Below are 12,056 nucleotides of genomic sequence, written 5' to 3' on the forward strand. Positions count from 1 at the left end.
GGTTCTGAAGGTGCCCACCCTCCACAGGTGGGAGCGGGCTTGCCCGCGAAAGCGGTCTGCCTGTCGATAAAAATGTTCCATCGATCCAAAATTTTCGCTTCAGCGCTGTCGTTAAACTGTGAAGCTATAGTGAAAATCTCGTTCAACTGAAATATCGGTTGAAAACCTTAATCGACGGGCCTTCCAGGTCTATCCCTGAGCCACACTTGGCCTTAAGCTGCGCGAGCCAACACGGCCGTTACCGCGTACGGAGACACTGCCCATGCGAATTTTATTGGTTGAAGACAACCGCGATATTCTGGCCAATCTGGCGGATTACCTGGGGCTAAAAGGCTATACCGTGGACTGCGCGCAGGACGGTTTGTCGGGCTTGCACCTGGCTGCCACCGAACACTACGACTTGATCGTGCTCGACATCATGTTGCCAGGTATTGATGGCTACACCCTGTGCAAACGCCTGCGCGAAGACGCACGCCGCGACACCCCGGTGATCATGCTCACCGCTCGCGACCAACTGGATGACCGGCTGCAGGGCTTCAAGTCCGGCGCCGATGACTACCTGCTCAAACCGTTCGCCCTGTCGGAGCTCGCCGCCCGCATCGAAGCCGTCTTGCGCCGTGCCCAGGGTGGCGGGCGACGTGCCCTGCAAGTCGGCGACCTGAGCTACGACCTTGATACGTTGGAAGTCACCCGCGAAGGGCGCCTGCTCAAGCTCAACCCGGTCGGCCTGAAGTTGCTGGCGGTGTTGATGCAAAAGAGCCCGCATGTGCTGCGCCGGGAAATTCTCGAAGAAGCGTTGTGGGGTGATGACTGCCCGGACAGCGACAGCTTGCGCAGCCACGTTCACCAATTGCGCCAAGTGATCGATAAGCCGTTCGCCAAGCCGTTGCTGCAAACGGTGCACGGCGTGGGTTATCGCCTGGCCGAGGGTCGTGATGGAGTTTAAGCAAAGCCTTGCCCAGCGGATCATCATCGCCTTTGCGTTGATGAGCGCACTGGTGGCGGGAGCCTTCGCCATGGGCATTGTCGCCACCGTGCACTTGGTGGAAGAAAAACTCATCTCAGCCGGTTTGGGCGGTGATTTGCAACGCCTGCTGCTGATGGACAGCGTCGAAGACTGGAGCCACCGGCCCGAGCCGGACCAACTGTTTTACTTCAGCGGTGGGCGCGGTGATTTCGAGTTGCCCAAGGACCTGCGACATCTGGAGCCGGGTTTTCACGAAGTGTTTCGCGAGGCGCTGTCGTACCACGCCATGGTGGAAGTGGTCGACGGCCGGCGCTACGTGCTGCTGCAGGATCAGAGTGATTTTGAAGAACGTGAGCGCGTGCTGTTCGCCGTGGTGCTGGTAGGTTTTGTGCTCAGCCTGGCACTGGCGGTGTTCCTCGGCTGGGTGCTGGCCCGCAAGGTGATGGCGCCGGTGGTACGCCTGGCCCGCCAGGTTCGCCATCGTGACCAACTGCTGGGCCTGGCACCGCCCTTGGCGCCTGACTATGCGGCTGACGAAGTGGGCGAGTTGGCCGTGGCCTTCGACGCCACCCTGGGCCGGTTGCGCCAGGCGCTGAACCGCGAGCAGATGTTTACCAGCGATGTGAGCCACGAGTTGCGCACGCCCTTGATGGTGCTGGCCAGCTCCTGCGAATTGCTGCTGGAAAACCCTGCCATCGACCAGCGCGGTCGCAACCAGGTCGAGCGGATTGCCCGGGCGTGTGAGGAAATGCGCGAACTGGTGCAGACCTTCCTGATGCTCGCCCGTGCCCAGCACGATAACGGCGCCATGTCGCCTCAGGTCAGCCTCTCCCAGGTGGCCGACGACCTGCTTGGCATCTGGCGTGAACCCATCGAGCGCAAGGGCCTGGAGCTGATCTACCAGCCTGGCCAGCCGCTGGATACACGCTATAACACGACGTTCCTGCATGCGGTCATGGGCAACCTGCTGCGCAATGCCTTGCACTACACCGAACAAGGGTTTATCCGCTTGACCCTGGAACCCAGTGGTTTTGTGGTGGAAGACTCTGGCGTGGGCATCCCCGAAGACAAGCGCGAAGCGATGTTCGAGCCGTTTGTACGGGGCAATGAGAAGCGCGGTGACGGCCTGGGCCTCGGGCTTTCCCTGGTGCAACGCATCTGTGAGAACCAGGGCTGGAGCGTCAGCCTCAGTACCATGGAGCCCAACGGCTGCCGCTTTCACGTCCAGTTGAGCCAGGTCAAACCCTGAGCCCCCTCCCTGCCGCTATCCTGCGGCAGATCCCCTCCTTTTCGGCGAAGATGGCCCCATGCCACTGCTTGTATCTGTAAAGTCTTGAAATGTATGGGATTGGACAGGACAAGTTTTTCACAACGGGTTGACCTGTTGATCACAGTTCGCTGCTTAAGGTTGTAGGCATCAGCAACTGGAGATCCGTTGATGTCTACCCCGACCAAGCTTGAATTTTCTGAAAAGTACGACGATCAGCACGCCCAGAAATATTTGCTCAAGCATCAGGACAATCTGGCTCGCCGGTTGTCCCACAAACGCGACGAGCAATTGGCGCGCGGTGCACTGGCCATGGCCGGTGAGCCCGGCCTGGTGCTGGACCTGCCGTGCGGAGCGGGGCGTTTCTGGCCGCTGCTGGCCGAGAAGCCCAACCGTGTGATCATCGGGGCCGACAATTCGGCGTCGATGCTGAAGGTGGCGACCGCGGCCCAACCCGCCGATGTGGTGAAACGGGTACGGCCCTTGCAGACATCTGCCTTTGATATCGATCTGCCCGATAACTCGGTCGACAGCATTTTCTGCATGCGCTTGATGCACCACATTGGTGATCCGGCGCACCGGCTGTCGATACTGCGGGAGTTTCAGCGGGTCACCCGCGACAGCGTGATCATTTCGCTGTGGGTGGATGGCAACTTCAAGGCTTGGAAACGCAAGCGCGCCGAAGTCAAACGTCGTAAGAAAGGTGAGCAGGAAGGTTACCAAAATCGGTTTGTGTTACCGGCTGCTACTGTTGAGGCAGAGTTTGAGCAAGCCGGTTTCCGTGTTCAGGAGTCTCTGGACTTCATACCGCTCTATGCCATGTGGCGAGTGTATGTCTTGCGTAAGAGGTAACAGGATGGCAGTTGAGTGCGCAGTAGGCAGTCATGTAGCTCCCGAAGAACGATTCGATTTTTTCTGGCGCCAGCAAGGCGAGTGGGTTGAAGAGCCCAACCGTCGGCGCGGCGGTGAAAGTGGTGTACAGCGGGTGATCAGCCCCAATGGCCGCTTGCTCTACAGCAAGCGCCAGACCGGGCATATCTACCGCAGCTTGTTGCATCCGTTTGGACGCCCGACCGTCCTGCGCGAACGTGATGCCCTCAAGGGGCTGCGTTTGCTGGATGTGCGGGTGCCGGAGCTGGTGTTCTGTGAGGCGCGTCGCGACCCTGAGCATCAATGGAAGGCCCTGTTGGTGACCGCGTCCCTGGACGGCTTCGACGAAATCGAAAACTGGTATGCCGCCGGTGGCCGTGAACAGTACGGCGAACAGGTGCATGAACGGATGCTCAAGGAGTTGGCGGGCACCCTGGCGCGCATGCACAAGGGCCGTTGGCAGCACGGTTGCCTCTACATCAAGCATATCTTTGTGCGGGTAACGGGCGAGGGTGACTCGGCCAATGTGGAAGTGGCGCTGCTGGACTTCGAGAAATGCCGCCAGCGCTTGACCGCTTATCGGGCGGCTTCCCATGACATGCTGCAACTGCGCCGCCATTCGTCGTGGAGCAGTACCGACTGGGAAAAACTCAGCTACTTTTACGAGACGGCGTTTGGCAGCGCTATCAAGGGTTTAACCAGATGAAGCTAGAAATAGCACGAGGTTTGTTCCTGGTCGGGGCGTTGGGCGTTGCAGCCCTCGCCCTGGCGGCGTGGGAGCAGCCTCGCACACAGGTGTTGCATGCGGTGCAAGGTGGCGGGCAATGCCTGTTGCCACGCGTCGCCAAGGCCAGTGTGGCGGTCAAGCCCGATCATGAGCTGTTGCTGTTCATGTTCGGGATGTCACAAGGTATGAGGCCGCAGAGTTGAAACCATTCAAACCCCCGGAGAAGGGCCTTGCGATGCGAGGCCCTTTTTTTTGCCTTGAATAACCGGGCGTCAGACCAGGTGCAGGTGGTTGTCCCAAAGCCCGGCCGGCAGCTCCAGTGGTTTGGCCACCAGCTGTTTCTGGCGGCAGTCGTAGAAACGGCAGCGCCCCTGGCCTGAGGTGACGACAAACCCATCGGCCACCGCACCCACGCCGGCACAATCAGGCAGCGGCCCATCCAGACGCAATTCGCCGCTGTCCATGTCCCAGATAAAGAAGCGATTGCCTCGCGGTGCGGTCAGCGCTACCAGGCGCAGCTCACTGTGTACCGCGACGCTTGCGGTGTAGTGCCCCATGGCCTGCAATTGCTCATCAGCCACCGGGAACGCCACGAACGGTTGCCCTGGACGCTTGATCGCCAGCAGCTCGGAACGCTCCTGGGACGGCCCCATGAACTGCTGCCCAGTGAGGATGGTGCCATCGCTGGCGATCCCCATATGCCGCACGCTGTTCATCTGCTGGCCGAGGGTTTCCTTGCTGATCAGCGTCCCGTCGCGGTGCGTCAGCACCAGGCTCGGCTCCATGGCGTTGAGGTTCATCTCCACCCGGCTTTCGGCTTCGGTGCGAATACCGCCGTTGGCTACCACCAGGGTTTCGCCGTCGGGCATCCAGGACACTTGGTGCGGGCCTATGCCATGGGTGGAGAGCTCACCCGTGTGCACCAGGCGCTCACCTTCGAACCTGTACACACCGAGTAGGCCACGGCCGGGGTCGGACGTGTCGTTTTCAGTGGCGTACAGCCAGTCGCCGCTTTTGTGGATGACCGCGTGGCCATAGAAGTGGCGGTTGGCCTTGGAGGTGATGGTTTGCAGCAGCGTGCCATCACGCAGGTCGATCAAGTAACTCTCGGTGCCCGGGCGACGGGCGACAAACAGCGCAATCGGCAGCGTCGGATGGTTGATGATGTCGTGGCAGCGCTGGCCGACCTGGGTGGCAAACACTGGCTTGCCGTCCAGGCGGTAACCCACGGCATAGTGCTTGCCGTCCGCATCATCGCGCGCCGACAACAGCAGCGGGCCCTTGTCTTTGCTTTTAAACAGCGTCCAGCCACCCAATGTGATTGCACTGAGCAGCACGCTGCCAACGGCCAAAGCCTGTCGCCTGAGCATCATCAGTCACCGTCGTTGGCGTTAAAGCCCAGTTGAATGCCCAGCGCCTTGGCCAGCTCGCCTTCGTGCAGGCGGTGGACGACGTTGAGGCTGTCGTAGAGGTCGTTGAGTTGCTGGCGCCCGGCATCGTCGGCCAGCAATTCGTTGAGGGTGCGCTGGTTGCTGGCGAACAGCTTGAGGGACGCGGCGTAAGCGGCGTCGATCTTGTCGGCCAACGGCTTCTGGTCCGACGGCAACAGGCCACGCAGGCCCTTGTTGTCGACACCGACCCACACGGTCTGGGCGGCGGCCAGGCTGGCTTCGAGGCTTTGCAGGGACGACTCGCTGCGCCAGGCATCGGCCTGGAACGGCTGCGGGATGCCCTTGGTCTGGCGGCCCATCGGCGTGCCGAGTTTTTTCTTCAGGGTGTCCAGCGCGGTTACCTGGACACGCAGCAGATCGGCAATGGCTTCGTGGGAATCGGCGTAGCGCTGGTTCGGAAACTTGGACATCTGCGCCAGCATGCCGTCGGTGCTGTTCCAGCTGGCCAAAATCTCCTCGGCCAGGGCTTTCTGGCGCTCGCCAATGGCCACCAGCAGCGGGCAGTAACGGGCCTTCTGGGCTTCGTCGGCGACGTCGGTCTTGGCGTCGTAGAGGATGTATTCGTAGGCCGACAGGCCTTGTACCACGACGCTGGATTTGGCCAGCGCAGCGCCATCGATCTGTGGCTGGGCAGTGACCAGCTGTTCAACCTGGCGACCGACCAGGTTTTTCTTGTCCGGCCAGAACTGCACCTGCCACGAACGGTTGCCTTCGGCCAGCGGGCCGATCAACAGCGGTTGCAGCTCGGCCCAGGCCTTTTGTGCATGCAGGAAGTCGGCACGGGCGGTTTCCAGGCTTTCCTTGCCCTGGCAGTAGGCGAGGGCGCTGACGGCCAGTTGACGGTCGGCTTCGACCCAGCGGCTGTAGGTCGGCAGGATCACTTGCTTGGCGATGGCCGCCGAGGTCACGGCCTGCGGGTCTTGTGGCGAGCAGGCGCCCAGTGCGAGGGCGGCCAGGCTGGTGAACAACAACTTGGGACGGAACATGTAGAGCTCCCTTCTGTAATTGGGGCAACGCTTATAAGGAATTCAAGAACGCCAGCAACGCAGCGCGCTGCTCGGCATTAAACGTCAGCACATGCTGCTGTGCCGCGTGGGCTTCACCGCCATGCCACAGCACGGCTTCGAGCAGGTTGCGCGCGCGACCGTCATGCAAAAACTGGGTGTGGCCACTCACGGTTTGCGTCAGGCCAATGCCCCACAGCGGCGCGGTGCGCCAATCGCGGCCACCGGCCTTGAATTCGCTGCGGTTGTCGGCCAGGCCTTCGCCCATGTCGTGCAACAACAGGTCGCTGTAGGGGTGGATCACCTGATTGGCCAGCTCGGGCTCGGCGGCAGTCGCGGCCGTGGTGAATGTCGGCGTGTGACAACCCTGGCAGCCTGCCTGGTAAAACAGGTTCTTGCCGGCCAGCACCTGTGGCGTGTTGACGCCTCGGCGTGCGGGTACGGCGAGGTTGCGCGTGTAGAACAGCACCAGGCGCAGGATGTTGTCGCTGACTTCCGGTTCGCCATCCGGGCCATTGCCGTTGGGCGCCTGTTTGCAGGCGACTTGTGCATCGGTGCAGTCATCAAAGGGTCTCAGGGACGTGGTGAGGCCCATATCACCAGAGAACGCGTGAACATTTTGTTGATTGAGGTTTGGCTGCCCGGCTTTCCAGCCAAAACGCCCGAGGACGGTGGTGTGCTGGGCGTCGTCCCACACCCAGTTGGCGCGGCCGACGAGGGCTTCCTTGTCGGCGGTTTTCGGGTCGGTATTGCGCAGGATGTCGGCGTCGCTGATGGCTTCCAGCAGCCCCAGGCCGATCATGGGCGGCGCGATCCGCGCGGAAAAAAGTGTGTCTGGATGCATCGGGCCGTAGCCGAGCCCGGTGATTTGCAGGTTCGGCTTGCGCAACTCGACCACCGTACCGTCCTTGAACCTGACGTTGACCGGTGTGTAGTCCACCCGCACTTTGCCTTCCGGTGCCACGCCGGGTACGGCCATGTCCTGCAGTTGCCCGCCGTAGACCGGCTCGGGGACCACGCCGATCTGTTCGATGACCTTGGCATAGGCCGGCGTGCCCGGGATCGACAGGCGCACCAGCATCGACACCGCGTTGGGCGCGTCGGGCAGCGGCGGATGGCCACGGCCGTCCTTGATATGGCAGTTCTGGCAGGCATTGGTGTTGAACAGCGGGCCCAGGCCGTCCCGCGCAGTGGTGGTGGACGGCGCGATCACCCACGGGCTGCGAAAGAAGCTATTGCCGACGCTGAAGTCGAGGCGGCGGGTAGGGGGCAGGTTGGCCGAGGGCAGGGAAAACGCGTTCTGGTCGCGCTTGTTCACCGTCGTGGCGCCACCGCTGCGCGATTCACCCGGCTCGGCCTTGGTGAAGCGAGGGGCGTCATCGCAGGCCGTGAGGCTCAAGGCCATCAATGCTGCGGACAGGCGAAAAAGCGAACGGAACATCGAGTTTCCTGAACGGCGGCTGAAAATAAGGTCGCAAAGTCTAACAGGGCGGGGCGGATTGAATAAGAGCAATTATCGTTTGGTCCAATCCGATTCAATCCCGCTAGAATGGCCGCACATTTTTCTCTGGAGGTGGCCAATGCAGGCTCTCGACGCTTTGCTCAACCGTGTTTCCGTGCCGCGTTTGCTGGAGCCGGCGCCGACCCAGGAGCAGCGCGACGTGCTGTTCGCCGCCGCCATGCGCGCGCCTGACCACGGCCAACTGCGCCCTTGGCGTTTCCTTACGGTAGAAGGCGCCGCCCGCGAGCAGATGGGGACGTTGCTGGCCGAGGCCGCCCGTCTGCAAGACGCCGACGCACCGCAGGCGGTGATCGACAAGGCCCAGAACGGCCCGTTGCGTGCGCCGCTGGTAGTGGTGGTGATTGCCCGGTTGCAGGAGCACTTCAAGGTGCCCAAATCCGAGCAACTGCTGGCCGCCGCCTGTGCAGCCCACGGCATCCTGCTGGCGGCCTACGCCCAGGGCATCGGTGCGGTGTGGCGCACCGGTGAATTGTCCTACTCGGCCCACGTCGCCAAAGGCTTGGGGCTGACGGCGGATGAGGAAGTGATTGGCTTCCTGTACCTGGGCACGCCGCAGAACCCGCCACGTACGGCGGCCAAAGAAGACGTAGCAGCGTTCGTCCAGGCCTGGCCTGGGCGTTAATCCGTAGGAGCCGGCTTGCTGGCGATAGCGGTGTGTCAGCCAATAGAGTCATTGCTGACCCACCGTCATCGCGGGCAAGCCCGGCTCCCACAGGGTTTAGCGTGGGGTTGGCGTAAGCGGTCAGACCTTGAACTGGTCCATCAGCGCCATCTGCTGAGTCGCCAGGGCATTGAGCTGGCTGCTGATGGCCGCCGACTCGGTGGCCTGGCCGGTGAGGGTTTCGGTGACGGTGCGGATCGCCGAGACGTTGCGGTTGACCTCTTCGGCCACGGCGCTCTGTTGCTCGGCGGCGCTGGCGATCTGCAGGTTCATGTCGCTGATCACCGTCACCGCATCGCTGATCTTGCCCAGGGCTTGCACCGCTTGATGGATCTGCCCGGCATTACTTTGCGCCTGGCTCTGGCTGGAGTGCATGGTTGCCACCACCCCTCGGGTGCCGGTCTGGATGCGTTCGATCACCAGGCGGATTTCCTCCACGGAGTCCTGGGTACGCTTGGCCAGGTTGCGCACTTCGTCGGCCACCACTGCAAACCCCCGGCCGCTTTCCCCGGCGCGTGCGGCTTCGATGGCGGCATTCAGCGCCAACAGGTTGGTCTGCTCGGCGATGCTGCGGATCACTTCCAGCACCGAACCGATCTGCTCGCTGTTCACGGCCAGGGCTTCAACTTCGCTCACCGCCTTGCTGACTTCTTCGGCCAGGGTGGTGATGTCACGTGTGCTCTGCTCAATGATCGACATGCCTTCACGTGCCGACTGGTCAGCCCCTCGCGCCGCACTGGCGGCATTGGATGCGCTGTTGGCCACGTCGTGGGCGGTGGCGCTCATCTCGTTGGACGCGGTGGCCACTTGGTCGATTTCGCGGAACTGCACCTGCATGCCTTCGCTGGTCTGGCGTGCGATGGCCGAAGACTGGTCGGCGGTACCGCGCGCCTCGGTGATGCTTTGCTTGATCTGCGCGATGGTCGGTTGCAGCTTGTCGAGGAAACGGTTGAACCAGTTGGCCAGTTCGCCCAGTTCATCCTTCTTGGCGTAGGCCAGGCGCTGGGTGAGGTCGCCTTCGCCGCTGGCGATGTTCTTGAGCATGGCCGCCACGTTGTTGATCGGGCGGGTGACGCCGGTTGCGGTCAGCCAGATCAGCAGCAGGCCGAGCAGACCGGCAGCAGCGCCCACCAGCAAGGCTTTGAGGGTACCGCTGGCCTGGGCTTGATCAAGCACGTGTTGGAGTTTCACGGAGTCGGCCAACATTACCTGTTTTGGCAGTTTGATCACTACGCCCCAGGCTTTTGCATCGGCAATGGGCCTGACTGAGTAAACCGCACGAATTGTATCGCCTTGTTCACGGTTGACGTGGCTGTCACTGGCTAGCAACTGCACGATTTCCTTGCCTTCGGCGCCGATAGTGTCGATCAGGTTTTTGCCGACCTTGTCCGGCTGGCCGCTATACGCCGCGATCAGGCCGGTGCTGGACAGGATCTCCAGGTGCGCCGCGCCATCAAACAGTTCTTTTTGTGCCGCATCCGTCACTGCTTGCAGGGTGTTGAGGGCGATGTCGATACCGACCACGCCGATGACTTTGCCGTCCACGATCAGCGGTAAGGCAATGGTGGTCATCAGCATTTGCTTGCCGGCCACTTCATCGGCGTAGGGGTCCAGCAAGCAAACCTTGCGCGTGTCCCGTGGGCAGGTGTACCAGATGTTGTAGGGCGTGCCGCTGAGGTTGGGGGTGGTCTTGGTCAGGTCCTCTTCGACCATGATGGTGTTCAGGCCTTCACCGCCGGCGCGGCTCCAGTAGCTGGAGAAACGGCCTTTTTCGTTGGACACGCGGGCCTTGTCGTCGACGAATTCGCTGTCCTTGCCATCCAGTCCATTGGGTTCGAATGAGAGCCAGATACCCAGCACTTTGCTATTGCGCTCAAATGTGGTCTTGAGGCTCTGGTTGAGTTCTTCTCGCAAAGCGCCAGGCTCCAGCGAACGCTTGGCCGCCAGGGCGCGCAAATCCTTGACCTGGTCGGCGAGGGCGGTCACCACCAGCAGGTTTTCGCCAAAGGTTTTCTGCAACAGCATGGCCTGTTCGGCGGCTTTGGATTGCAGCAGGCTCTGCACGCTGTTGGTGAGCATTCGCGAGCTTGAGTCGCTGATCAGGTGATCGTTCTGGTCGGTTTCGTAGAGGTTGATGCTGATGATCAGCGCGATCACACCCAACAGGCAAAGGCCTGACAGCAGCACTATTTTCAAGCGAATGGAGAGGGTGTCGAACATAGGTTCACTCACGAATGGACTTGTTGGAAGGCACGCAGTGCAGGCCAAGTCCATTCAGCGCTATGTCTGAAACATCGGCGTCATGATTCAATTCATGAGAGAGAGGCGATGAGCGGTAGGAGAAACCCTACACGCAGCATTATACGGGGGCTGCAAGCCGTTCCGGACGGGACCAGATCCACAGGTTGCCCAGGCTCATCCCGGCAATGGCCAGGTACACCGGCCAGCCGTGTTCGAGCATCACCAGCATCAAGACGGCGCAGACCAACATGCTGATGGTGGCGCTGATCTTGGCGCGGCGCGCGATGATCTTGCCGTTGCGCCAGTTGAACAGGATCGGCCCGAACAGCCGGTGGTTTTCCAGCCAGGCGCTCAGGCGCGGCGAACTTTTGGTAGCGGCCCAGGCAGCGAGCAGGATGAATTCGGTGGTGGGCAAACCCGGGATGACAATCGCCACCAACCCGATGCCCAGGCTGACGTAGGCCAGCAGGCCGAAGAGGATCTGCGCGATTTTCGAGGTGGATTGGGTTTTGCCGGTCATATGTGGGGGTATCACAGAAAATCTATTTGAAATGAGATCTAAATGTGGGAGCGGGCTTGCTCGCGAATGCGGTGTGTCAGCCAATGCATTTTTGTCTGATCCACCGCATTCGCGAGCAAGCCCGCTCCCACCGGGTTATCGCATTTCAGCCAAAGATCAGGCGAGTTCAGGGGCGCTAGCGTACGCCTGTTCGAGCAGCACGGTGAAGCGCACGAAGGCGTCGATTGCACCTTTTTCCACGGCCGCTTCTTCTTCGGCACTGAACTCCAGGCCATCGAGGGTGCGGGTGAAGCGCTTCCAGCCTTCAGCACGGCCACCGGCCGGTTCGCCAAGGTGGCGGGCGCCGAAGGTTTCGCTCAGGCCCAGACCCACGGCGCGCTTGATCAGGAACGCAGCGCCCAGCTTGGAGCCTTCGGACACAAACAACCAGCCCAGGGCTTCGGCTTTGCTCGGGTTTTTAACCGCGCCGGCAACAGGGGCCGGTACGTCGGTGTCCAGATCGCCCAGGTCCAGCTTGGCGGCTTCTGCGCGGCAGCGTGCGGCCAAGTCCGGGACGATCTCTATCAGTTCGGCATCGTTGTACAGGGCTACGAGTTCCGATTGGAACAGGTACTGCGCCACCACGAAGCGGGCGAAGTTGGCCTGGGTTTCAAATGGCGCGTGAGCCTTGACCAGGGCGTCGAGCTTGGTGTGTGGCTCGTTGGTGATCTGGTTCAGGCGCTGGGAGCGCAGGCTTGGGCGTTCTGCGGTAGGGGAAGCGGTCATTGGGAAAGTCCTTGAGAAGGGTAGCGCCTTGTGGCTCTAAAGAGAGCTGTTATCAACTAGA

Annotated in this window: 12 protein-coding genes and 1 pseudogene; 6 read left to right on the forward strand and 7 right to left on the reverse strand. The window is 61.5% G+C overall.

From position 1 onward, the window contains the following. Nucleotides 1–262: 262 nt before the first annotated feature. The 5 genes from colR (at nucleotide 263) to HX803_RS15235 (ending at nucleotide 4,034) form a co-directional block, all read left to right on the forward strand. The gene (gene colR, locus HX803_RS15215; protein WP_003175870.1) at nucleotides 263–946 is read left to right on the forward strand and encodes a two-component system response regulator ColR; all 684 of its coding nucleotides are present in this window, start codon (nucleotides 263–265) and stop codon (nucleotides 944–946) included. Next, nucleotides 936–2,216 (forward strand): HAMP domain-containing sensor histidine kinase, encoded by a 1,281-nt coding sequence (locus HX803_RS15220; protein ID WP_178921704.1) that lies wholly within the window; start codon nucleotides 936–938, stop codon nucleotides 2,214–2,216. The genes colR and HX803_RS15220 overlap by 11 nt, the downstream gene beginning before the upstream one ends. Before the next feature lie 189 nt (nucleotides 2,217–2,405). Beyond that, entirely contained in the window at nucleotides 2,406–3,086 is a 681-nt protein-coding gene (locus HX803_RS15225) for a class I SAM-dependent methyltransferase (RefSeq protein ID WP_178921705.1), read from the forward strand. A 4-nt stretch (nucleotides 3,087–3,090) separates the two neighbouring features. Then, nucleotides 3,091–3,810, forward strand: a complete 720-nt coding sequence (locus HX803_RS15230) for a lipopolysaccharide kinase InaA family protein (protein WP_178921706.1) — start codon at nucleotides 3,091–3,093, stop codon at nucleotides 3,808–3,810. Then, complete coding sequence (locus HX803_RS15235) at nucleotides 3,807–4,034, forward strand: hypothetical protein (RefSeq protein ID WP_178921707.1); 228 nt, start codon at nucleotides 3,807–3,809, stop codon at nucleotides 4,032–4,034. The genes HX803_RS15230 and HX803_RS15235 overlap by 4 nt, the downstream gene beginning before the upstream one ends. Nucleotides 4,035–4,103: 69 nt before the next feature. Here HX803_RS15235 and HX803_RS15240 read toward each other — a convergent pair whose 3' ends face one another. Genes HX803_RS15240 through HX803_RS15250 form a run of 3 tightly spaced genes read right to left on the reverse strand, consistent with a single transcriptional unit; the run spans nucleotide 4,104 to nucleotide 7,727 of the window. Beyond that, nucleotides 4,104–5,201 (reverse strand): DUF1513 domain-containing protein, encoded by a 1,098-nt coding sequence (locus HX803_RS15240; protein ID WP_178921845.1) that lies wholly within the window; start codon nucleotides 5,199–5,201, stop codon nucleotides 4,104–4,106. Nucleotides 5,202–5,203: 2 nt separating this feature from the next. After that, a complete protein-coding gene (locus tag HX803_RS15245) occupies nucleotides 5,204–6,268 on the reverse strand; it encodes an imelysin family protein (RefSeq protein ID WP_178921708.1) in 1,065 nt (354 codons plus the stop codon). A gap of 31 nt (nucleotides 6,269–6,299) precedes the next feature. Next, the gene (locus HX803_RS15250) at nucleotides 6,300–7,727 is read right to left on the reverse strand and encodes a di-heme oxidoredictase family protein (RefSeq protein ID WP_178921710.1); all 1,428 of its coding nucleotides are present in this window, start codon (nucleotides 7,725–7,727) and stop codon (nucleotides 6,300–6,302) included. Nucleotides 7,728–7,866: 139 nt separating this feature from the next. Between HX803_RS15250 and HX803_RS15255 the strand changes: the two genes are divergently transcribed. Continuing rightward, nucleotides 7,867–8,430 carry an NAD(P)H nitroreductase gene (locus HX803_RS15255; RefSeq protein ID WP_178921711.1) on the forward strand — a complete coding sequence of 188 codons (564 nt, stop codon included), beginning with the start codon at nucleotides 7,867–7,869 and terminating at the stop codon, nucleotides 8,428–8,430. 120 nt (nucleotides 8,431–8,550) lie between these two features. On the opposite strand, the gene HX803_RS33110 is transcribed toward HX803_RS15255, so the two are convergent. The 4 genes and pseudogenes from HX803_RS33110 to HX803_RS15270 all read right to left on the reverse strand — a co-directional run bounded on the left by HX803_RS33110 (nucleotide 8,551) and on the right by HX803_RS15270 (nucleotide 11,995). Then, nucleotides 8,551–9,306, reverse strand: a complete 756-nt coding sequence (locus HX803_RS33110; protein ID WP_372339914.1) for a methyl-accepting chemotaxis protein — start codon at nucleotides 9,304–9,306, stop codon at nucleotides 8,551–8,553. 102 nt (nucleotides 9,307–9,408) lie between these two features. Next, nucleotides 9,409–10,743: pseudogene (locus HX803_RS33115) on the reverse strand (HAMP domain-containing protein); the annotation flags it as partial. Between the two features lie 85 nt (nucleotides 10,744–10,828). Further along, complete coding sequence (locus HX803_RS15265) at nucleotides 10,829–11,230, reverse strand: YbaN family protein (protein ID WP_176994357.1); 402 nt, start codon at nucleotides 11,228–11,230, stop codon at nucleotides 10,829–10,831. Between the two features lie 156 nt (nucleotides 11,231–11,386). Continuing rightward, nucleotides 11,387–11,995, reverse strand: a complete 609-nt coding sequence (locus HX803_RS15270) for a biliverdin-producing heme oxygenase (protein ID WP_178921715.1) — start codon at nucleotides 11,993–11,995, stop codon at nucleotides 11,387–11,389. Between the last annotated feature and the right edge of the window lie 61 nt (nucleotides 11,996–12,056).

Source organism: Pseudomonas sp. P7548, from assembly GCF_013386585.1.
GTDB lineage: Bacteria > Pseudomonadota > Gammaproteobacteria > Pseudomonadales > Pseudomonadaceae > Aquipseudomonas.